Here is a 21,008-nt window from a genome sequence, read left to right on the forward strand (position 1 = left end):
TGCCGTTATTGGGTAGGCACGCCGGCCTCGAGCAAACCCTCGTCACGAAGGTCTGCCCACAATCCGGGAGGGGGAGGTTCAGCGAACGCCGCGAGGTTCGCATGGAGCTCAGCCGTCGACCGGGCGCCGATCAGCGCGCCGGTCACCGCGGGATGCCCGAAGGGGAACCACAGCGCGGCGGCCGGCAGCGTCGTGCCGTGCCGCGCGCACACCGCGGCGATCCGCCGGGCGCGGCCGACCACGTCCGCCGGCGCGGTCCGGTAGTCGTAGGTGGCGTCGTCCGGCACGTCCTGGCGGGCCAGCAGACCGGAGTTGAACAACCCGGCGGCGACCACGTCCACCCCGCGCTCGGCGCACAACGGGAGCAACTCGGCCAGCGCGGTCTGTTCCAGCAACGTGTAGCGCCCGGCGAGCAGCACAATGTCCACAGCGGACTCCCGCACGAACCGGGCGAGCATCTGCCACTGGTTCATCCCGGCCCCGATCGCCCCGACGACACCCTGCGAGCGCAGCTCCACGAGCGCCGGCAACGCCTCGCCCGCCGCCTGCTCCCAGTGGTCGTCCGGGTCGTGCAGGTAGACCACGTCCACCCGGTCGAGCCCGAGCCGCTCGAGCGAGGACTCGAGGCTGCGCCGCACGCCGTCCGCGCTGAAGTCCCACACCCGACGCGTGGTGGCGGGCACCACGAAGCCGTCGTCGTCGAGCCGCCCCGCTCCGGACGGATCGGGCACCAGGAGCCGTCCCACCTTGGTGGACAACAGGAACTCGTCGCGCGGGCGGTCCTTGAGAGCCGCGCCGAGCCGCTTCTCCGCGAGACCCAGACCGTAGTGCGGCGCGGTGTCGAAGATCCGGACACCGGCCTCCCACGCCGCGTCGATCACGGCACGAGCCTCGCGGTCGGTGACCTCGGTGTACAGGTTGCCCAGCGGGGACGTGCCGAGTCCCAGGCGGCTCAGGGTGTCAGCCACGGGGACGCAACCGGAGCCCGTCCATGCCGCCGTCGACGGCGAGCACGGTTCCCGTGGTGGAACCCGACAACGGGCTCGCGAGGTACGCGATCGCCCCGGCGATCTCCTCGGCCGTGACCAACCGGCCGTGCGGTTGCCTCGCCTCCAGCGCGGCGCGTTCCGCCTCCGGGTCCTGCGCCGAGTCGAGCAACCGCCGCACCCACGGCGTGTCGGCGGTACCGGGGGCGACCGCGTTGACGCGGATGCCTTCCCGGACGTGGTCGGCGGCGAGAGCACGGGTCAGCGCGTGCACCGCGCCCTTGCTCGCCGAGTAGACCGCGCGCTGCGGCAGACCTGCGGTCCCCGCGATCGAGCCGGTGTTGACGATGGCGGCGAAGTGGGAGTTCCGCAGGTGCGTGAGGCAGGCGCGGGCCACCCTGGCCATCCCGATCACGTTGACGTCGAACACCTTGAACCACTCTTCGTCGGTCGCGGCGGCCACGTCACCCTGCGCGCCGATGCCCGCGTTGTTCACCAGCACGTCGATGCCGCCGAACCGCGTGACCACCGCCTCCACGGCGTCGCGGACGCTGTGGTCGTCGGTGACGTCCGCCCGCACGAAGAAGATGTCCTCCGGCAGGCCCTCCGCCGCCAGGTCGAGCACGGCGACCCGCGCACCGCGGCTCGACAACAGCTCGGCCGTGCTCCGGCCGATGCCCGAGCCACCGCCGGTGACCAGAGCCACCAGCCCGTCGAAGTCACCCATGACCGATAGCTCCGTTCGTCGATGAAGATGTCGGCGAACTCCTTGTCCGCCAACAGGTACGTGCTGCCGAACTCAGCGTTCCAGGCGGCCGGGCTCGCCCGCGTCGCTGCGACGCACCAGCCAGGCCTCGGTGATGTGGGTGAACATCGCGTCGGAGGCGCCGACCGGGTCGTGCGCCGCGATGCGTTCACAGATGCGGCGGTGGCCCTGGTTCGAGGCCGCGCACAACCGGCGGTCGGTCCGGCCCGTGTAGCGAGCCGTGTTGTAGACCTGGCTCTCGAGCGCGCGCACCACACCTCGAGCGATCCGGTTGCCGGACGTCCGCATGATCAGGTCGTGGAACGCGTGGTCGTGCTTGCGATACGCGATGGGGTCGCCCACCACCTGGTCCATGAGATCGACGAGAGCGCGCAGCTCCTCGACGGTCTCCGGGTCCGCGACACGGGCGGCGACCAGTGCCATGTCCGACTCGAGCAGCCGCCGGGTGACCACGAGGTCGTCCAGCACGCCGAGCGTCTCGTCCTCGGCGACGACGGCGCCCAGGACGAGCTCGTCGAGCATGTTCCACATCGACGGCGGGGTGACCATCGTCCCCGCACCCTGCCGCACCTGGACCAAACCCTTCTCCTGCAAGACTTTCACGGCCTCGCGGATGACGGTCCTGCTCACCGAGAACGACTCGCACAGCGCCGGCTCGGGCGGCAGCGACGTGCCGGAAGGGTGTTCGCCGCGCACGATCCGTCCCACGAGCTCGGTGGTGATCGCCCTGGCCAGGTTCGCCGGGCGGCGCGCCCAGTCCGGGGCGGCGAGCGCGCTCGGTTGCTGGCCTGATGCCGTCATCGTTCCTCCGGTTGCGCCCCTCACCGATGCGAAGGAGCGTGCCGATCACTCTAGCGACAATCGGCCATTGACGTAATACGTCATACGAATTACGTTCACCACACTTCGTCGGGCCCTCGACGCCCGGCCCCATCTCGAGAAGTGAGCAGCAATGAAGCAGCGCACACTGTGGTCCGCAGCCCTGGTGGTGGGGCTGACGCTGACGGCGGGTTGCGGAAGCGCCTCCGGACCCGGTTCGTCCTCCGGCGGATCGAGCGACAAACTCGTTGTCTGGGACTGGAAGTCGGGCGACCCGAAGGCGGCCGGGTATGTGCGGAAGGCCAAGGCGGATTTCACGAAGAAGCATCCCGGCGTGAACGTCGAGTTCGTGGCGCAGCCGTTCGACCAGTACTACACACTGCTCGGCGCGGCCATCCAGTCCGGCAAGGGGCCCGACGTCATCCTGTTCAACGGCGGCGGCCAGATCCGCGACCGCTCCGACGCGCTCGCCCCGCTCGACTCCTACGTGGCCGAGGACAGGCAGCGACTGGCCGGGTGGGACGCGTTCACCAAGGCGGGCAAGGTGTACGCCGAGCCGGTGACGTTGCAGGGCCACCCGATCTACTACAACAAGGACCTCTACTCCAAGGCCGGCCTCAACCCCGACGCGCCCGCCACGACGTGGGACGACTTCGTCAAGAACTGCGGCACGGTCACCCAGAAGACCGGGGCGAAGTGCTTCGCGCTGGGCAACAAGGAAGGGATCGGCATCCAGTTCTGGCTCTCAGCCCTGGGATCGGCCGTGCTGACCCCGCAGGAGTACGACGACTGGATCGCCGGGAAGCGCAACTGGTCCTCGCCGGACGTCAAGAAGATCTTCGAGCTCTGGAAGCAGGCCGGTGACACCGGCCTGAACACCGACGGCGCCAACTCCACCGCGATGTTCAACGACGCGTTCTCCGCGTTCAACTCCGGCAAGGCGGCCAACGTCATCGGCCTGATGTCCGATGTCGGGCACTGGAAGGACTTCGCCGAGTTCCTCACCCCGGAGAAGGTCGGCGTCACGCAGGCGCCCGTGATCAACCCGGCGGGCAAGCCGAGCCTGCCCTTCGACGGCGGCATCGGTTACGCGGTCGCGAAGTGGACGAAGGACCCGAAGCTCGCCGCGGACCTGGTGCGATCGCTGACCTCGACCGACGCGCTCAAGGCGTTCTACCTCGACGGTGGCGCGATAGCGTCCGACACCACGATCGACACCTCCGCGGGCGGCCCGGCCGTCAAGACGATCGTCTCGGAGGTCAAGACCGGCAAGCCCGCCCTGCACGTCGCGCTGGGATCGAAGACGATCGACCTCATGGGACGCCTCTCCCAGCAGTTGCTCAGCGGTTCGATCACGGTGGACGAGGTGCTGCAACAGCTCGCCGCCTCCGACAAGACGGGCTGATCACGTGGCCGCTCAGTCTCTGTCCGCTGTGGACGTGGCCGTCGCCGCGTCCACAGCGGAGGCCGCCGTCACGTCGCCGCGGCGTCGCAGGGGGTCCCGCGCCGAACGCCTGGCACCCCTGGTCCTGCTGGCACCGGCCGTCCTGATCCTCGCGGGACTGCGGTTGTGGCCGCTGGTGCTCGGGATCAACTTCTCCTTCACCGGCGACGGCACCCGCGACGGCACGGTGGTCGGCCTCGACAACTACCTGACCCTGCTGGGAGATCCGCTCTTCCGCACCGCGTTGCGCAACGTGGGCCTGCTCGTGCTGCTGCTGCCGGTGGCGGTGGCGATCCCCGGTCTGCTCGCGACCTTCATCTACCTGAAGGTGCCGGGTCACCGCCTCTACCGCGGCGTCTACTTCTTCCCCGCCGTGCTCTCCCCCGTGATCGTCGGCGCGATCTTCAACCTGCTGCTGGCCTTCGACGGTCCGCTCAACGCGTTGCTCGGCGGTCTGGGCATCGGGCCGGTGGACTGGCTCGGCGACCCGGACGTGGCGATCTTCGCGGTCGTCGGGGTGCACGTGTGGGCGACGTTCGGCATGGCGCTGGTCGTCTTCCTGGCCGGGTTCGCGACCCTCGACTCGTCGTTGCTCGACGCGGCCAAAGTGGACGGTGCGTCGCTGCCGCAGACCATCTGGCACGTCATCGTCCCGAGCCTGTCGCGCACCATCCAGTTCGTCTTCGTCACCACGATGATCGGCATGCTGACGTCGATGTTCGGCCTCGTGTACGTGATGACGAGCGGCGGGCCGGAGGGGTCGACGTACCTGCCCGAGTACTACGTCTGGATCCAGCAGGGACAGATGAGCCAGCCGGCGCTCGCCTCCGCGGCGTCGACCGCGTTGTTCCTGATCATGCTCGTGGTGGGACTGGCCCAGATCGGCATCCTGCGACGCGCGGGCAAGGAGGACTGATGCCCAGGTCGACCAGATGGGTCGTCGCCATCCCGATGGCCCTGCTCGCGCTGGCCACGATCTACCCGCTGGTGTTCACCACCAACGTCGCCATGAAGACCCGTCGCGAGTACGTGCTCGACCGGTTCTCCCTGGCCGACTCCCTGAGCTGGGACAACATCGTCAAGGCGTGGACGAGCGTCGGGATGTCCCGCTACTTCCTGAACTCGGTGGTCGTCGTGGCGTGCTCGGTCGCCCTGCTGCTGTTGTTCGGGTCGATGGCGGGGTTCGCGCTCGCTCGGCTGAAGTTCCGCGGCTCGTCCGCGCTCTTCCTGGGCGTGCTCGCCGCTCTGTTCATCCCGTTTCAGGTGATCATGGTTCCGCTGGCGCGGATCATGGCGGACACCGGTCTCATCGACACCTACCCGGGACTGGTTCTCGCGTACGTGGCGCAGTTCCTGCCGTTCACGATCTTCCTGCTGACGAGCTACTACTCGACCGTGCCGCCGGACATCGTCGACGCCGCGCGCATCGACGGGAACACGGTCTACGGCGTCTACTGGCGGATCATGCTGCCGATCGGCGCCCCGGCGTTGCTGTCGGTCGGCGTGCTCAACGCGCTGTTCTGCTGGAACGACGTGCTCATCTCGTTGCTGATGATGCCGTCCGCAGAGCATCGAACGCTCATGGTCGGCGTCACGTCGTTGCGCGGCCAGTACTCCGACGACATCCCCACGTTCGCCTCCGGTGTGCTGATCGCCGCGGTACCTGTCCTGGTCGTCTACCTGTTCCTGCAACGCCAGATCGCCGACGGTGTCACCGCCGGGTCCACGAAGGGCTGACATGCGCATCACGGGATACCGGACCATCACGACGGTGCAGAACTGGGGCCGGCCGGTCGGTGACGCCAACGGCGTGTACGCCGACGGCCTCGTCCGGGTTCCGATCGTCGTCATCGAGACCGACGAAGGCATCACCGGCGTCGGACTGGGGCCCTGCGTGGAGATCGAGAACGTCTTCGCCGCCATCGAGGGCGAGGACCCGCGGTCGGTCACCGCCCTCTACGACAGGATGCTGCGCCGGATGTTCAAGGCGGGCCACGCCGGCGCGGTGTTCGGGACCATCGGCGCCATCGACACCGCGTTGTGGGACATCAAGGCCCAGGCGGCGGGAGAACCGCTGTGGCGGCTGCTCGGCGGACGTGACCGCCGCGTCCCCGCCTACGCCTCGGGGCTGGACATCGCGTTGGACGACACCGAGTTCGTCGCGGTGTACCAGGCCTACGCCGACGTCGGGCTGCGCGCGGCGAAGATCAAGGGCGGCCTCGACGTCGAGCACGACGCCTACCGGCTCGGCCTGGTGCGCGACGTGCTCGCCAGGGCCTGCCGGGGAACGCGGCCGAGCCTGATGCTCGACGTCAACGAGACCTGGACGCGTAAACAGGCAGTCCGGTACGTGAGCGAGATCGAACGCACCCACGACCTGACGTGGATCGAGGAACCGGTGCGGCGCTGGGACGCCGAAGGGCACGCGGCGGTCGGGCGTGGCATCCGCGCCTCGGTCGCCACTGGCGAGAACCTCACCGGGCTCGAACAGCACAGGGCGCTCATCACGGCCGGAGCGGTCGACATCGTGCAGACGGCCGCGGTCTGGGGCATCACCCACTTCCTGCGCGTCGCCACTCTCGCGCACGCGCACGACCTGCCCGTCAGCCCCATCGGCACGACACCGGCCGGTCTGCTGCACGCCGCCACGTCGGTGCCCAACCACCTGGTGAGCGAACTGCAGGACCTCCAGCCGCCGGTCGGTGTCACCGTCGACCTGCACGTCGAGGACGGCGCCTACGTCCTCGGCGACAGTCCCGGCCTGGGCGTGCGCGTGGACGAGGACGCGATCGCCCTGTCGAGCCACCTGCTGCCCGACCCGCTGGCCGGTGGCTCGCACATCCGGCCCGAACGCGCGGGACATCGCCTGCACGCGGTCGGTGCGGATCCCGAGAGCGCCGTGCTCAACGCATGAGGAGAGAAGCACGATGAACCGCACTCAGCGCTACGGCATGATGATTCGGCTGCGCCCGGAACATCGCGAGGAATACCTGCGGCTGCACTCGGCCGTCTGGCCCGCTGTCGAGCAGACGATGCTCGACGCCAACATGCGCAACTTCACCATCTTCCTGCACGGCGACCTGCTGTTCGGCTACTACGAGTACATCGGTGACGACCACGAGGCCGACCAGGCCCGCATCGCCGCTGACCCGGAGACGCAGCGCTGGTGGACGTTCACCGACCCGTGCCAGGAGTCGCTGGCGCCGGCCGGTTCCGGCCACTGGTGGGTGCCCATGCAGGAGGTCTGGCACTTGGACGACCCCGCTTCGTCCTGAGCTGACCCGAAACACAACCGGTACCCCGCATTCGCGGGGCGATCGACGCTGCCTTCCGAAAGCCCGCGACCTCCAGGAGCACAACGTGTCACGTGGTTTCTCCCTGTCCTCCCCACGAACAGCAAGCCGGCTCACCGGTGCCGCCGCGGCAGTCCTGCTCGCGGCCGCCGGTGCCGCAGTCGCCTCGGCACCGGCCACGGCGGCCGTGATGACGACCGTCTACGCCTCGCCGACCGGTTCCGGTACGGCGTGTTCGTCCACCCAGCCCTGTTCGCTCGCCCAGGCCCAGACCTCGGTGCGGGGCATTGCCCCGACGATGACCGGTGACGTCGTCGTCCAGCTCGCGGGCGGCACGTACACGTTGAACTCGCCGCTGAGCTTCACTGCCGCCGACTCGGGCACCAACGGCCACACCGTGATCTGGCAGGGTTCGGCGAACTCCGTGATCTCCGGCGGGCAGAAGGTCACCGGCTGGACGCAGGCCGACGCCGGGCAGAACATCTGGAAAGCCGGTGTGGGCACAGGGTTCGACACCCGCCAGCTCTACGTCGACGGCAAGATCGCGACCCGTGCCCGCACCGCGATCAACCGCTCCGACTTCACGCTCACGTCCAGCGGCATGACGTTCACCAGCAGCGGGCTGTCGTACCTGAACAACCTCGGCAACAAGAACCGCGTCGAGCTCGAGTCGGCAAACTCGTTCACCGACAGGTACACGCCGGTGCAGTCGATCTCCGGCAACGCGATCACGATGCAGCAACCCGGCTGGGACAACAACACCTGGGGCTGGGACACCGTCCAGAGCCCGTTCAACCAGGCGGGGTTCTGGCTGGAGAACGCCAGGGAGTTCCTCGACACCGAGGGCGAGTGGTACCTCGACACGGCCACCGGCACGCTCTACTACAAGCCGCTGGCGGGGCAGAACATCGCGAACGCCGACGTGGAGCTGCCGCGGCTGCAGTCGCTGGTGAACGTCGGTGGCACGCTCGACGCGCCCGCCCACGACATCTCCTTCACGGGCCTGCAGTTCTCCTACACGAGCTGGCTGCAGCCGAGCACGAACGAGGGCTACGCGGACCAGCAGACCGGTGGCTACATCAAGGGCGTCTGGAGCACCCGGCCGTCCAACGGGTTCAGCAGCTGCGGTTCCGGCTGCAGCCAGTTCGAGTCGACCCGCCCCGGCTTCAGCCAAATGCCCGCGGCGGTCCAGGTGTCGGCCGCCAACGCCATCTCCTTCAACGCCAGCAGGTTCACCAACCTCGGCCAGGTCGGCATCGGCATCGGCAACGACGCCAACGGCCACACCAGCGGCGTGGGACTCGGCGTGAACAACGTGACGGTCACCGGCAGCACCTTCGAGCAGATCTCGGCCGGCGGCATCGTCGTCGGCGGCATGCGGCCCGACGCGCACCACCCGAGCGACAGCCGGATGACGGTCCAGAACGTCACCCTCGCCAACAACAAGGTTCACGACGTCGCCCTCGAGTACCGCAGCCACGTCGGCATCCTGGTCACCTACGCCACGAACGCGACCGTCTCGCACAACGAGATCTACAACCTGCCCTACTCGGGCCTCAACCTGGGCTACGGCTGGGGCATCAACGATCCCGGCGGCAGCCAGGAGTACCAGAACCGCGGCACCTACAACTACCAGCCCCTCTACACGACGGCCACGACCGCGAAGAACAACCTGGTCATCGGCAACTACATCCACGACACGATGACGACCATGTCCGACGGTGGCGGCTTCTACATGCTGTCCGCGAGTCCGGGCACGGTGCTCAAGCAGAACTACTTCAGGACCATGAACCGCGGCTTCGACATGTACTTCGACGAGGGCTCGCGCTACGTCTCGGTGACGAACAACGTCTACCAGGGCGGCTGGAACTGGGCGCACTCCAACGCCAACAACAACAATCACACCGGCGACCTGACGCTGACCGACAACTGGTCCGACCACAACGGTGCCGACATCACGAACGGCACGCGGGGCAACACCGTCACGGGCACCGTCTTCGTCAGCAACGGAAACTGGCCGAGCGGCACGCAGACCGTGATGGCGGCCGCCGGAGTCCAGCCCACCCAGAACGTGAAGATCTCCGGCCAGCAGTCGGGCCGTTGCGCCGACATCAACGGCGCGTCCACGACGAACGGCGTACAGGCCCAGCTGTGGGACTGCTCCGGCGCCACCAACCAGCGCTGGACCTCCACCTCCGCGAAGCAGCTCGTGGTGTACGGGAACAAGTGCCTGGACGCTTTCGGTGCCGCGACGGCCAACGGCACGGCGGTCGTGATCTGGGACTGCCACGGCGGCACCAACCAGCAGTGGAACGTCAACGCCAACGGCACGATCACCGGAGTGCAGTCGGGGCGCTGCCTCGAGGCGAAGGACCTGGGCACCGGCAACGGGACGAAGCTGCAACTGTGGGACTGCTGGGGCGGCGCCAACCAGCAGTGGAACCTGATTCCGTGACGACAGTCCGGGGCCAGGCCGTGTGTCTGGCCCCGGACGCACGACAACAGCACAACAACATCGCTACAACAGCAAGGCAGTACTCCTTCGGTGAGCAGACCTCAACCGTGGGAGGACATCGTGAAAACCAAGCTGGTCGCGATACTGGCCGGGCTGCTGGCGGTCGTGACGTTCAGCGGGGCGGTGGCGAACGCCACGCCGTACTACCGCGACGTCTACATGCGCGACAACGTCACTGATGTGGGCAACGAGCCCAGCACCGGCAGCATCTACTTCAGCCCGGACATCAAGGTGTGCTGGACACCGGTGCCCTGCGCGGTGTCGCAGAACCCGAGAGTGGGACTGAACAACTACGTTTTCGTCACCTTGCGCCGCAAGGCGGGCGCACAGGGCAACGTGGACGGCGTCCTGCACCTGTACCGCAGCAACCTCGGTGGCGGCACCCCGTGGCCGGGCGGCTGGACGACCATCGGCGCCACCGGCGTCTCCGTGCCGGTCGGCGGTACCACGGTGATGATCACCTGGCCCGGCTGGAACGTGCCGGGGCCCGCGCACTTCTGCCTGCTCACCAGATGGGTGTCGCCCACTGATCCGATGACGTTCGCCGAGGGGCCGAACACCCAGCTCAACGCCCAGCGCAACAACAACATCGCGTGGCGCAACGTCGACTCCGTGCGGGTGTTCCCCGGCCGGCCGATCAGCGTGCCGTACACCATCGGCAACCCGGATCCCTTCGACGCCAGGCAGACCCTGGTCCTCGAACAGCCGGAGCGGCCGTTCGCGGGCACGGTGACGATCGATCTCGGCCGGGAGCTCGCGGAGCGGTGGAAGGCCGCCGGGCAGAAGGGCGCCGGGGTGAAGCAGGTGGGTGAGACCCAGTTCCTGATCGTCGAACCCAAGTTCGCGCGCTTCGACGGGCTGACGCTCAAGGCCGAGGAACGGATCGAGACCACCCTGACGTTCGCGACCGACGTGGAGGCGGGTCCGGCCGAGCTGCTCGTGCACCAGACCGACGCGCAAGGCGTGGATCTCGGTGGCGCGCAGTTCCTCGTCAACAACAAGGAGGAATGAGTATCAGCCTCGGTGGGTCCGTCTCCGTTGAACGGAGACGGACCCACCGAAGGGGTTGTCAATGAAGACGATCATGGTGTTGTTACTGCTGTTGCTGGGAATCGTGCCCGCACATGGAGCACCCGGCTGCGATCCGCCGGACTGCCCGGACGTCGTGGACGCGCTCGACGGGCCGGTGCACGAGAGCACGGGCCTCTACGCCGCGGTGCTCAAGTCGCGCAACGGCGCGGTGAAGCAGAACGTCGAGGTGTCGTACAAGTTCGTCGACGGCACCGCGAAGCAGGGCGAGGACTACCGCGCCGAGCAGAGCGGGACGGTCACGATCAAGGCCGGTCAGGACCACGCCGAGGTGCCCTACACCGTGTTGCGTGTCGGTGCGGACAAGAAGCAGTTCACCCTGCAGATCACCAGGGTGAAGCCCGGCCAGATCGGCAAGAGCGTCGCCGTGTTCACGATCGGCGGCAAGAGGTGAACAGCGCGAGGGCCTGAGCCCAGTGCCACGCGGCCTCGGTCCACCGTCCGCGCCGGCCCTCCAGGTCGGCGAACGTGCGGTGGACCTGGGCCTGTTCGAACGGGTCCGGAGCCTGGGCGTGCGCTGCCAGCGCGGCCACGAGGTGGTCGCGGGCGGCGGCGAGGTCGCCGAGTGCGAGCTCGGCTTCGCCCAGGTGGTGCAGGGTCGCCGCCTCACGGAGCCGGTCGCCGAGCGCGCGGCACACGTCGAGTGCGCCGGTCAGGAACTGCCTTGCCGCAACGGGGTTCCCGAGCGCGAGCTGGGTGACGCCGAGGCCGGTCAGCGCGTCGGCCTCGAAGCGGTGGTCGGTGACCTCGCGGCTGATGCGCAGGGCGTCGCCGAAGTGACGCAGCGCCGGTCCGAGATCGGAGAGCCGGTGCAACGCGTTGCCCAGCGACATCAGCGTCGCCGCCTCCAGCCGCGCGTTCTCCTCGGCGCGGAACGTCTCCAGCGCCGCGAACAAAGGCTCGACCGCCAGGTCCGGCCGGCCCATCCGGACGTAGGTGTAGCCGAGGTTGCGCTGCGCCAGCGCCACGCCCACCTCGTCGTCCATCGCTTGGTACGCGCGGGTCGCCTCCCGGTACGATCCGAGCGCCAGGCCGAACTCGCGCAGCTCGGAGTGCGCGTTGCCGATGTTGTTGTGCAGCCGCGCTTCCCCGCGCAGATCGCCGGCCTTGCGGGCCAGGGCGAGCGCTTGTCGTTGCACCGTCATGGCTTCGGCGAAGCGCGAGGTCATCTGCAACGCGATGCCGAGCCCACGCAGCATCTCCGTCTCCGCGCGCCGGTCGCCGAGCGCGCGGGCGGCCGTGACGGCGTACTCGCACTGCTCCACGCGGGCCGCCCAGTTGCCGCGCGCCTCGAAATAGCTCGTCAGCAGGTACACCAGCTGCCACGTCCATCGGTGCAGGCCGCGATGCGCCGCCAGCCGGATCACGTGCCGGAGGTTGTCGCGTTCGGCGTCGAGGCAGGCGAGCACCTCCGCGCGGACCGGGGCGAACGGGAGGTCGTCCCAGAGGTCCCTGTCAGGCGGCCGGGTCACGAGGTCATGGCGCGGGTTGAGGACGGTGTTGGCCGCGTGGGTGATCGTGAGGTAGCGGTCGAGCAGGCGCTCCACGCCGTCGCCGATGTCACCGCTCTGCCGGGCGAACAGCCGGATCAGGTCGTGCAACGCGTAGCGGCCGTTCCCGGCCTCGCTGACGAGGTGCGACGCGACGAGTTCGTCCAGGCCGGGCCCCAGCGCGTCGGCGAGGTCGGCGGAGAAGCTCGCTCCTGGATGCTCGCCGAGCACGCGGAAGAGGCGGGCCGCCTGTGGGCTCAGCGTGCGGTGCGCGCTGGCGAACACGGCGCGGACCGAGCGGTCGTCCCCGTCGACCGCCAGCACGTCCAGAGGGTCGTTGCGGGACAGCTCCCGCACGAGGTCGGCCACCTGCCTGCCGGGACGCAACGCGAGGCGCGCGGCCGCGATGCGCAGCGCGAGCGGCAGTCGTCCACAGTGGACGACCAGGGCCGAGGTCGCGCGGGAGTCCGCGCGCACCCTGGGCGAGCCGAGAACGTCGGCCAGCAGGGCGTGGGCCTCCTGCTCGCTCAGCAGGCCCAGGTGCACGGTGTGCACTGCATGACGCGTGCGCAGCGCCGAGAGCGTGTCGCGACTCGTGACCAGCAAAAGGTTCCCTGGGTCACCGGGCACGAGAGGCAGCACGTCTCCCGCGCGGCGGACGCCGTCGAGCAGGATGAGCACACGCTTGCCGTGCAACAACGTCCGGTACAGCCCGGCCGGATCGGCCGGTATCCGGTCCGCGGAGACGCCGAGACTGTGCAGCACCTCGGTCAGCGCCTGGGCCGGGGTGAGCCGTTGCAGGTCCAGGAACACCTGCCCGTCGGGGAAGAGATCGGCGATGCGATGAGCCCACTCGACCGCGAACGTGGTCTTGCCGACCCCTGCGACACCGGAGACCACGACGATCGGCGGCAGGTCGGCGAGCGCCGCGAACTCGGCGGCGCGACCGGTGAAATGGCCGGCACGGGCGGGCAGCTGGGCGGGTTTCTCGCTGTGCAGGGCGGGATCGCGACGGAGGATCGCGGTGTGCAGTGCGATGAGCTCCTGGCCGGGATCGGCGCCGAGCTCGTCGGCGAGCCGGGATCTCAGCCGTCGGAACACCTCCAGGGCGTCGGTGTGCCTCCCGTCGAGGTGCAACGCCCGCATCAGCAGGCCTGCGAGCCGTTCCCTGGTCGGATGACTCACCACCAGCCGTTCCAGCTCCCCGATCGCGTCCAGGCGGCCGAGCCGGTCGGCCCAGTGCAGCTCCAGCGCGGCGATCCGCTGTTCCCGCAACCGGTCGATCTCCGCGCGTCCCCACCCGAACAGCTCCGTGCCCGCCAGCGGCTCACCCCGCCACAGGCTGAGGTCCTTGGTCCGTTCGAACCGTTCGGCGTCGACGGACGCGTCCAGCCGATAGCCGCCGAGTTCGGTCGTCAGCGCGCCGGGCATGCCGCAGTCGGCGAGCGCGTGCCGCACGCGCGCGACATAGCTGTGCAACGACCGCACCGCCGTGCGCGGCGGATCATCGCCCCACAGCACGTCCACGAGCCGCTCAACCGGGACCGGCGTGCCCACGCGCAGGGCCAGCACCGCCACGATGCCCCGCTGCCGGGCACCGTTCAGCGCGGCCCGGCCGTCCGGACCGCACACCTCGACCGGCCCGAGAATCCGAACCTCACCAACGGGTCCCCCCACGTCACGTACGTTAGCTGGCCCGATGCCGTTGCGGCAGCGGCGATCCGGACGAGCGGGTCATCGCCATTCGGTGACCGTGACGCCGTCGCCCACGGCGATGCCGCCGGGGGTGAGCACGGCCGCCTTCAGACCGAAGCTGACGCCGTCGGGTTCGCGCCGGTAGTCCGCCAGGGTGCGCAACGGCTCGGGCCCGGCGCGCACCCCGGCCGACTGGTCGACCAGGGTGACAGCGCACCGGATGGCCCGCTCGCCGAAGCCGATCTCGGCGCCGCCGACCGTCATCCGGCCCAGCCGGTCCTCGGTGTGCGGCTCGGGCCAGCCGCTGATCACGATGTTGGGCCGGAACCTGTCCATCGGCATCGGATTCCCGCCCCGCTCGGCGATCCGCGCGTTCAGACCGTCCAATGAGGACAGTGAGAGGACCAGCAGCGCGGTGGGGTCAGCACCGGCCCTGCTCTCCCTCGCCGGCTCGCGCACCAGCCGGACCGGCCTGCCGAGCACCCCGGACAACCACTCGGCCGCCTCATCGCCCTGGTCGACCCCGGACGCCGGCCACTTCTCGACGTCCACCGGCCGGGTTTCGCCTTCTGCCACCACGTCCAGCACCAGCTCACCGGCACCGGGCGCGCCCAGCTCCAGCTGCGCGCCGTCGTGCAGGAGCCGGCCCCGGATCACGGCCAGCCGCGGCGTCTCACCCTGCCAGACCGTTCCCCCGTCCGGGCCGACCACCGCGAAGAGCCGATCGTGGGGCAGCCCGGTCGGCGTGATCTCCGTCCGGTCCACAGAGATCCCGGCACACCCCTTGATCGGATACGACGTCAGCGCGTGAACGGTTGCCATGCAGCCAAAGTACCGCCCGATGTGCGCGCTCTCACGGAGTTTCGCGCGGGTCGTCACGGCCCACGTGCTCACGCAGCCAGCGCTCGGTGGTGCCGACGTGCACGAGGGCGGCGGCCTGCGCGAGCGCGGCGTCCCGGTCGACCAGCGCCTGGTAGATCGCCTCGTGCTCGGCGAGGGTGCGGCTCGCCACGTGGTCGTCGACCAGGCCGCGCCACACCCTGGCCCGGATCGTGCGGCTGGAGATGCCCTCCAGCAACGTGGTCAGCGTGGCGTTGCCGGTGGCGGCGACGACCGCGCGGTGGAAGGCGGCGTCGTGGAAGTTGAGCAGCTCCACGTCGTCGCGGGCCGCGCGCATCGCGTCGAGGTGCCGTTCGACCTCGAGCAGTTCGCGCGCGGAGATGCGGGTGGCGGCGAGCCCGGTCGCGATCGGCTCGAACAGCCTGCGCACCTCGGTGAGCTCGAGCAGCGTGTCGCCGCGCAGCAGCTCCACCGCGGAGGAGATGCCGCCGAGCAGCACCTCGGGTTCCAGGCTCGTCACGTAGGTGCCGTCGCCGCGCCGGATCTCCAGGACGCGCGCCACGACGAGCGCCTTGACCGCCTCCCGCATCAGGTTGCGGGACAGGCCCAGCTCGGCCGCCAGCTGCTGCTCGGGCGGGAGCTTGGCCCCGGGCGGCAGCTCACCGGACCCGATCAGGTCTCTGATGCGGTCGATGGCCTTGTCGGTCAGTGACACCGCAGGAGGGTAGCAATACATCCCACCTCTGCCAAAGAGATGGGATGTCGCCTCACCGCCGCCCTGGTCGGCCTCCAAAGGTTCTAGCAGTATAGATACGGCATTTGGACGTACTTTGGCCGCCAACCGTGGACACCTCAACCGTCCGTGGCCTATAAATCCATCCCATGTCCGCTCACCAAGCGTTGCACCGCGGACACACCGCTGACACACGAGGGGGCCACCCGACGATGACCGAGCTGATCACCGCGGTCGAGGCGGTGGACGTCCGGTTCCCCACCTCGCGCGAGCTCGACGGCTCCGACGCGATGAACCCCGAACCCGACTACTCGGCGGCCTACGTGACCATCCGCACGAGCGAAGGCGCGGAGGGCCACGGTCTCGCGTTCACCGTGGGGCGGGGCAACGACGTCGAGGTCGCCGCGGTGCGAGCGCTGGCTCCTCTGGTGACCGGCCTGTCCGTGGACGAGGTGCTCGGTGATCTCGGTGCCTTCTCGCGCCGGCTGACCGGCGACAGCCAGCTGCGGTGGCTCGGCCCGGAGAAGGGCGCGATCCACATGGCCGCGGCCGCGGTCGTCAACGCGGTGTGGGACCTCTACGGGCGCCGGGAGCGCAAACCCGTGTGGCAGCTGCTTTCCGAGCTGTCACCCGAGCAGCTGGTCGACCTCGTCGACTTCCGCTACCTCGAGGACGCGCTCACCCGCGACGAGGCCCTCGACATCCTCCGCCGTGCCGAACCGGGTCGCGCCGCCCGCACCACCCACCTGTTGCGCCACGGCTATCCCGCCTACACGACCACGCCGGGCTGGCTCGGTTACGACGACGAGAAGCTCGTCCGGCTGTCCCGCCAGGCCGTGGCCGACGGTTTCACCCTGATCAAGCTGAAGGTCGGCGCCGACGCCGAGGCCGACGTGCGCCGCCTGAGACTCGCGCGGGAGGCGGTCGGCCCCGGCATCAAGATCGCGGTCGACGCCAACCAGGCGTGGGGCGTGCGGCAGGCGATCGACTGGATGGCCGCGCTCGCGCCGTACGACCCGTACTGGATCGAGGAACCGACGTCACCCGACGACATCCTCGGCCACGCCACCATCCGGCGGGCCGTGGCACCGGTGAAGGTCGCCACCGGCGAGCACACCCACAACCAGGTGATGTTCAAGCAGCTGCTCCAGCTCAACGCGATCGACGTCCTGCAGCTCGACGCCAGCCGCACCGCGGGCGTCACCGAGAACGTCGCCATCCTGTTGCTGGCCGCCAAGTTCGGCGTCCCGGTCTGCCCGCACGCGGGCGGTGTCGGGCTGTGCGAGATGGTCCAGCACCTGGCGATGTTCGACTACGTCGCCGTCAGCGGCACCACCGAGAACCGCGTCATCGAGTACGTCGACCACCTGCACGAGCACTTCACCGACCCGGTGCAGGTGCACGACGGCCACTACCTCGCACCGATGGCGCCCGGCATCAGCGCCGAACTGCACCCCGCGTCCATCGCCGCCCACCGCTTCCCCGATGGACCCGTCTGGAACGGACAGGTCACCGATCTGAGCAGCAGGCGTTCCCGTCCTCGCACCTGATCCCGCCACCGGTTAGGAGATCCGCCGCCGTGAACACCCGATCTCGCACCAGTCTCGGCATCTTCACCGTCCTCAGCATCGCTCTGGGCGCCTGCGGCACCCCTGATTCCGGGGCAGGCGGCGGAGCGCCGGTGGTCGGTGTCGACTACCCGCGCTCCGACACCGACTTCTGGAACTCCTACATCAAGTACACGCCCGAGTTCGGCAAGGAACTGGGCCTGGAGCTCAAGACCACGAACTCCCAGAACGACGTCGCCAAGCTCACCGCCAACGCCCAGACGTTCATCAGCCAGGGCGTCAAGGGCGTCGCGATGGCCCCGCAGGACACCGCGGCCATCGCACCCACGCTGGAACAGCTGGCGGCCAAGAAGATCCCGGTCGTCACCGTCGACACCCGGCCCGACAGCGGCGACGTGTTCATGGTCGTCCGCGCGGACAACCGGGCCTACGGCGAGAAGGCCTGCCGGTTCCTCGGCGCGAAGCTCGGCGGCAAGGGCAAGGTCGTGATGCTGCAGGGAGATCTCGCGTCGATCAACGGCCGGGACCGCACCGAGGCGTTCAACGACTGCATGAAGAAGAACTACGCCGGCATCACCGTGCTCGGGGAGGCCACGAACTGGGACGGCGCGGTCGCGGCGCAGAAGCTGCAGACCGACCTCACCGCCAACCCGGACGTCAAGGGCGTGTACATGCAGTCGAGCTTCGCGCTCGCCGGCACGCTGCAGGTGCTCAAGCAGAAGGACCTGCTGGTCGCCCCCACCGATCCCAAGCACGTGTTCATCGTCTCCAACGACGGGATTCCCGAGGAGCTCAAGGACATCGCCGAGGGCCAGATCGACGCCACCGTCTCGCAGCCGGCCGATCTCTACGCCAAGTACGCGCTGCAGTACCTGAAGGCCGCGATCGACGGCAAGACGTTCGAGCCCGGCAAGACCGACCACGACAGCACGATCGTCAAGGTCCGCGACGGGCTGCTGGAGGACCAGCTCTCCGCTCCCCTGGTGACCGCCGACGGCGGCACGTACGACGGCGTGCCCAGTCTGAAGCACGACGACAAGTCCCTGTGGGGCAACAAACTCAGCTGAGCAGGGGCCGACATGGTTGCAGCGCCGCCTGTCGTCGAGGCGACGGGAGTGACGAAGCGGTACGGGTCCACCACGGCCCTGCACGACGCCGCCATCAGGATCGAGCAGGGACAGACCCACGCGCTGGTGGGGCGCAACGGGGCGGGCAAGTCGACCCTGGTGTCCGTCCTCACCGGACTGCAGGCGCCGGACGACGGCGTGGTGACGTTCGGCGGCGAGCCCGCTCCCCGGCTCGTCGACCGCGACGCGTGGCGGCAGCGGGTGGCGTGCGTCTACCAGAAGTCCACGATCATCCCCGAGCTCACGGTCGCCGAGAACCTGTTCCTCAACCGGCACGACCACGGCCGCGGCGGACTGATCAGCTGGAAGACCGTGCGCCGCAAGGCTCGCGAGCTCCTGGACACCTGGTCTGTCGACGTGGACGTGCGGCTGCCCGCCGGTGACCTGGACGTCGAGCAACGCCAGTTCGTGGAGATCGCGCGAGCGCTCTCGTTCGGTGCGCGCTTCATCATCCTCGACGAACCGACCGCCCAACTCGACGCCGCCGCCATCGCCCGGCTCTTCAGCCGTGTCGGCGAACTCCAGCGGCAGGGCGTCACGTTCCTGTTCATCAGCCACCACCTCCAGGAGGTCTACGAGATCTGCGACACCGTCACGGTGTTCCGCGACGCCCGGCACGTGCTGACCGCCCCAGTGGGCGAGCTGCCTCGTGCCGAACTGGTGGCGGCCATGACCGGCGAGGTCGCGTCGGAGACGGGCGCCACCACACGCGTCCCGGCCGTGCACACCACTCCCGTGCTGAAGATGACGAACGCGTCCCTGCCCGGCGTGTACGAGGACGTGTCGTTCCGGGTCCACGCGGGCGAGATCGTCGGCCTGGCCGGAGCGGCGAGCAGCGGCCGGGTCGAGATCGCGGAGACGATCGCGGGCCTGCGGGCCGTGGCCGTCGGCTCGGTGCAGATCTCGGGAGTGCGACTGCGGCCGGGCAGCGTGCCGGCGGCACTGAAGGCGGGCGTCGGGTTCGTGCCGCAGGACCGGCACCACCAGGGCTACGTGGCGCAGATGTCCATAGCGGACAACGGAACCCTGACCATTCCGGATCGGCTGGGCACCGCGGGGTTCATCGACGGACGCCGGCGCGACGGCTTCGCCCGCGACATGATCGGCAGGCTCGCGATCAAGACGCCGGGACCGGATCTCCCGGTCTCCGGCCTCTCCGGCGGTAACCAGCAGAAGGTCGTGATGGCCCGCGCGCTCGCCAACGATCCCGCGCTGCTGGTGCTGATCAACCCGACCGCGGGCGTCGACGTGCGGTCCAAGGAGTTCCTGCTCGGCAAGGTCGAGGAGATCGCCGAGTCCGGCGCCGGCGTGCTCGTCGCGTCGGACGAGCTCGACGACCTGCGGTTGTGCGACCGGGTCCTGGTGGTGTTCCAGGGCCGTGTGGTCGCCGAGCTGCGCCGCGGGTGGCACGACCACCGGCTGGTGGCCGCGATGGAGGGGGTGGACCTCGATGACTGAGGCTGTGCGGCCCCGACTGAAGGAGTCGTGCCCGATGCTTGAGGCCGCGGCTTCCCTCACCTGCAACGACAACGGCCCCGCCCGCAACCACGACGGCACCACCCGCACCACGCCACGCGGCCACCGCTACCGCCACCACACGGCCGCGACCGAAGGAGCCGACCTCCATGGCTGACACCACCGCCGCACCCGCCACCACAGCCGGGTCGAGCCGCCGGATCGCCTTCGCCCGCCTGCGCGACCTCGCGCTGATCCCCGCGATCATCGCCATCGCGATCGTCGGCCAGCTGGTCAGCCCGGTCTTCCTGCGCGGCGACAACCTGGTCAACGTGCTGCAGACCATGTCGGAGATCGCGATCCTCGTTCTGGCGCAGACGCTGGTGCTGATCGTCAAGAAGATGGACCTCTCGCTGGAGTCCACGGTCGGCCTGGCGCCCGGCATCGCCGCCTGGCTCACCGTGCCGGCCGGCGCGGGTCACGGGCTCGGGCTGCTGCCCGGCGGCTGGTCGGTGCCGATCACGCTGGCGGTCGGCGTGCTGGTCGGTGTGGTCAACGCGTTGTTCATCATCCGGTTCGGGCTCAACGGGTTCATCGTCACGCTCGGCATGCTGATCGTCCTGCGCGGCATCCTGACCGGTGTCTCGGGCGGTCAGACCTTCTTCCGGCTGCCGAAGTCCATGCTCTACCTCGGCACCGCGCAGTGGCTCGGCATGCCCGCGTCGGTCTGGCTGTGCCTGCTCCTGTTCGCCGCCGGCATCCTCGTGCTCGGCTTCACGAGCTTCGGCCGGTCCCTCTACGCGATCGGCGGGAACGTTGACGCGGCGAAGGCGGCCGGCATCCGCACCGACCGGGTGCTCTGGATCGTGATCGTCACAGCGAGTCTGCTCGCGGCGCTCAGCGGGCTGCTGTTGTCCGGGCGGCTCGCCTCGGTCGCTTCGGCGCAGGGCAACGGGTACATCTTCACCGTGTTCGCCGCCGCGGTGATCGGCGGCATCTCGCTCAACGGCGGCAAGGGCACGATGTTCGGCGCCTTCACCGGCATCCTGCTGCTGTTCATGATCCAGAACGTGCTGACGCTGGGCGGCGTGCCCGCGCAGTGGATCGGCGCGCTCAACGGCACGATCATCCTCATCGCGCTGGCACTGTCCCGCGTCACCGGCGGCAAGGCCCAGGACTAGGAGTTCG

19 protein-coding genes are annotated in these 21,008 nt (G+C 69.3%); 13 read left to right on the top strand and 6 right to left on the bottom strand.

Annotation, left to right across the window (positions count from 1 at the left end; all coding sequences use genetic code 11):
* Positions 1–5 precede the first annotated feature (5 nt).
* The 3 genes from ABZ345_RS19785 to ABZ345_RS19795 all read right to left on the bottom strand — a co-directional run bounded on the left by ABZ345_RS19785 (position 6) and on the right by ABZ345_RS19795 (position 2,553).
* Entirely contained in the window at positions 6–968 is a 963-nt protein-coding gene (locus ABZ345_RS19785; protein WP_359850361.1) for an aldo/keto reductase, read from the bottom strand.
* Positions 961–1,713: an SDR family oxidoreductase gene (locus tag ABZ345_RS19790; protein WP_359850364.1), complete on the bottom strand. Its 753-nt coding sequence runs from the start codon at positions 1,711–1,713 to the stop codon at positions 961–963. Before ABZ345_RS19790 ends, ABZ345_RS19785 begins: the two co-directional genes overlap by 8 nt.
* Positions 1,714–1,785: 72 nt before the next feature.
* Positions 1,786–2,553 (bottom strand): FadR/GntR family transcriptional regulator, encoded by a 768-nt coding sequence (locus ABZ345_RS19795; RefSeq protein ID WP_359850367.1) that lies wholly within the window; start codon positions 2,551–2,553, stop codon positions 1,786–1,788.
* 151 nt (positions 2,554–2,704) lie between these two features.
* Here ABZ345_RS19795 and ABZ345_RS19800 point away from each other — a divergent pair, with 151 nt between their 5' ends.
* The 8 genes from ABZ345_RS19800 (at position 2,705) to ABZ345_RS19835 (ending at position 11,306) form a co-directional block, all read left to right on the top strand.
* Positions 2,705–3,976: an extracellular solute-binding protein gene (locus ABZ345_RS19800; RefSeq protein ID WP_359850369.1), complete on the top strand. Its 1,272-nt coding sequence runs from the start codon at positions 2,705–2,707 to the stop codon at positions 3,974–3,976.
* Positions 3,977–3,980: 4 nt separating this feature from the next.
* Positions 3,981–4,931, top strand: a complete 951-nt coding sequence (locus ABZ345_RS19805; protein WP_359850372.1) for a sugar ABC transporter permease — start codon at positions 3,981–3,983, stop codon at positions 4,929–4,931.
* The gene (locus ABZ345_RS19810) at positions 4,931–5,752 is read left to right on the top strand and encodes a carbohydrate ABC transporter permease (protein ID WP_359850375.1); all 822 of its coding nucleotides are present in this window, start codon (positions 4,931–4,933) and stop codon (positions 5,750–5,752) included. The genes ABZ345_RS19805 and ABZ345_RS19810 overlap by 1 nt, the downstream gene beginning before the upstream one ends.
* A 1-nt stretch (position 5,753) precedes the next feature.
* Positions 5,754–6,929 carry a mandelate racemase/muconate lactonizing enzyme family protein gene (locus ABZ345_RS19815; protein ID WP_359850378.1) on the top strand — a complete coding sequence of 392 codons (1,176 nt, stop codon included), beginning with the start codon at positions 5,754–5,756 and terminating at the stop codon, positions 6,927–6,929.
* Between the two features lie 13 nt (positions 6,930–6,942).
* Complete coding sequence (locus ABZ345_RS19820) at positions 6,943–7,290, top strand: L-rhamnose mutarotase (protein ID WP_359850381.1); 348 nt, start codon at positions 6,943–6,945, stop codon at positions 7,288–7,290.
* A gap of 85 nt (positions 7,291–7,375) precedes the next feature.
* Positions 7,376–9,763 carry a ricin-type beta-trefoil lectin domain protein gene (locus tag ABZ345_RS19825; protein ID WP_359850384.1) on the top strand — a complete coding sequence of 796 codons (2,388 nt, stop codon included), beginning with the start codon at positions 7,376–7,378 and terminating at the stop codon, positions 9,761–9,763.
* 120 nt (positions 9,764–9,883) lie between these two features.
* On the top strand, positions 9,884–10,834 hold the full coding sequence (locus ABZ345_RS19830; protein WP_359850387.1) for a hypothetical protein: 951 nt from the start codon (positions 9,884–9,886) through the stop codon (positions 10,832–10,834).
* Positions 10,835–10,895: 61 nt separating this feature from the next.
* Positions 10,896–11,306: a Calx-beta domain-containing protein gene (locus ABZ345_RS19835; RefSeq protein ID WP_359850390.1), complete on the top strand. Its 411-nt coding sequence runs from the start codon at positions 10,896–10,898 to the stop codon at positions 11,304–11,306.
* Here ABZ345_RS19835 and ABZ345_RS19840 read toward each other — a convergent pair.
* The 3 genes from ABZ345_RS19840 to ABZ345_RS19850 are packed head-to-tail and all read right to left on the bottom strand — an operon-like array spanning position 11,284 to position 15,652.
* On the bottom strand, positions 11,284–14,079 hold the full coding sequence (locus ABZ345_RS19840; RefSeq protein WP_359850392.1) for a tetratricopeptide repeat protein: 2,796 nt from the start codon (positions 14,077–14,079) through the stop codon (positions 11,284–11,286). The two genes, ABZ345_RS19835 and ABZ345_RS19840, sit on opposite strands and share 23 nt — an antisense overlap.
* 57 nt (positions 14,080–14,136) lie before the next feature.
* Positions 14,137–14,919: an MOSC N-terminal beta barrel domain-containing protein gene (locus ABZ345_RS19845; protein WP_359850395.1), complete on the bottom strand. Its 783-nt coding sequence runs from the start codon at positions 14,917–14,919 to the stop codon at positions 14,137–14,139.
* A gap of 31 nt (positions 14,920–14,950) precedes the next feature.
* Complete coding sequence (locus ABZ345_RS19850) at positions 14,951–15,652, bottom strand: FadR/GntR family transcriptional regulator (protein ID WP_359850398.1); 702 nt, start codon at positions 15,650–15,652, stop codon at positions 14,951–14,953.
* A 230-nt stretch (positions 15,653–15,882) separates the two neighbouring features.
* Here ABZ345_RS19850 and ABZ345_RS19855 point away from each other — a divergent pair, with 230 nt between their 5' ends.
* The 5 genes from ABZ345_RS19855 to ABZ345_RS19875 are packed head-to-tail and all read left to right on the top strand — an operon-like array spanning position 15,883 to position 21,001.
* Positions 15,883–17,220 carry an enolase C-terminal domain-like protein gene (locus ABZ345_RS19855; RefSeq protein WP_359850401.1) on the top strand — a complete coding sequence of 446 codons (1,338 nt, stop codon included), beginning with the start codon at positions 15,883–15,885 and terminating at the stop codon, positions 17,218–17,220.
* 29 nt (positions 17,221–17,249) lie between these two features.
* The gene (locus ABZ345_RS19860) at positions 17,250–18,305 is read left to right on the top strand and encodes a sugar ABC transporter substrate-binding protein (protein ID WP_359850403.1); all 1,056 of its coding nucleotides are present in this window, start codon (positions 17,250–17,252) and stop codon (positions 18,303–18,305) included.
* A gap of 12 nt (positions 18,306–18,317) precedes the next feature.
* On the top strand, positions 18,318–19,823 hold the full coding sequence (locus ABZ345_RS19865) for a sugar ABC transporter ATP-binding protein (RefSeq protein WP_359850405.1): 1,506 nt from the start codon (positions 18,318–18,320) through the stop codon (positions 19,821–19,823).
* The gene (locus ABZ345_RS19870) at positions 19,816–19,998 is read left to right on the top strand and encodes a hypothetical protein (RefSeq protein WP_359850408.1); all 183 of its coding nucleotides are present in this window, start codon (positions 19,816–19,818) and stop codon (positions 19,996–19,998) included. Before ABZ345_RS19865 ends, ABZ345_RS19870 begins: the two co-directional genes overlap by 8 nt.
* On the top strand, positions 19,991–21,001 hold the full coding sequence (locus tag ABZ345_RS19875) for an ABC transporter permease (protein WP_359850411.1): 1,011 nt from the start codon (positions 19,991–19,993) through the stop codon (positions 20,999–21,001). Before ABZ345_RS19870 ends, ABZ345_RS19875 begins: the two co-directional genes overlap by 8 nt.
* Positions 21,002–21,008: the final 7 nt, after the last annotated feature.

It is taken from the genome of Lentzea sp. NPDC005914, from assembly GCF_040629405.1.
GTDB lineage: Bacteria > Actinomycetota > Actinomycetes > Mycobacteriales > Pseudonocardiaceae > Lentzea.

Excerpts from the sequence above, each read along its gene's own strand:
- ABZ345_RS19870 (WP_359850408.1), top strand. The coding sequence starts at position 19,816 with ATGACTGAGGCTGTGCGGCCCCGACTGAAGGAGTCGTGCCCGATGCTT.
- ABZ345_RS19820 (WP_359850381.1), top strand. The coding sequence starts at position 6,943 with ATGAACCGCACTCAGCGCTACGGCATGATGATTCGGCTGCGCCCGGAA.
- ABZ345_RS19875 (WP_359850411.1), top strand. The coding sequence starts at position 19,991 with ATGGCTGACACCACCGCCGCACCCGCCACCACAGCCGGGTCGAGCCGC.
- ABZ345_RS19835 (WP_359850390.1), top strand. The coding sequence starts at position 10,896 with ATGAAGACGATCATGGTGTTGTTACTGCTGTTGCTGGGAATCGTGCCC.
- ABZ345_RS19810 (WP_359850375.1), top strand. The coding sequence starts at position 4,931 with ATGCCCAGGTCGACCAGATGGGTCGTCGCCATCCCGATGGCCCTGCTC.
- ABZ345_RS19845 (WP_359850395.1), bottom strand. The coding sequence starts at position 14,919 with ATGGCAACCGTTCACGCGCTGACGTCGTATCCGATCAAGGGGTGTGCC.
- ABZ345_RS19865 (WP_359850405.1), top strand. The coding sequence starts at position 18,318 with ATGGTTGCAGCGCCGCCTGTCGTCGAGGCGACGGGAGTGACGAAGCGG.
- ABZ345_RS19815 (WP_359850378.1), top strand. The coding sequence starts at position 5,754 with ATGCGCATCACGGGATACCGGACCATCACGACGGTGCAGAACTGGGGC.
- ABZ345_RS19855 (WP_359850401.1), top strand. The coding sequence starts at position 15,883 with ATGACCGAGCTGATCACCGCGGTCGAGGCGGTGGACGTCCGGTTCCCC.
- ABZ345_RS19790 (WP_359850364.1), bottom strand. The coding sequence starts at position 1,713 with ATGGGTGACTTCGACGGGCTGGTGGCTCTGGTCACCGGCGGTGGCTCG.
- ABZ345_RS19800 (WP_359850369.1), top strand. The coding sequence starts at position 2,705 with ATGAAGCAGCGCACACTGTGGTCCGCAGCCCTGGTGGTGGGGCTGACG.
- ABZ345_RS19795 (WP_359850367.1), bottom strand. The coding sequence starts at position 2,553 with ATGACGGCATCAGGCCAGCAACCGAGCGCGCTCGCCGCCCCGGACTGG.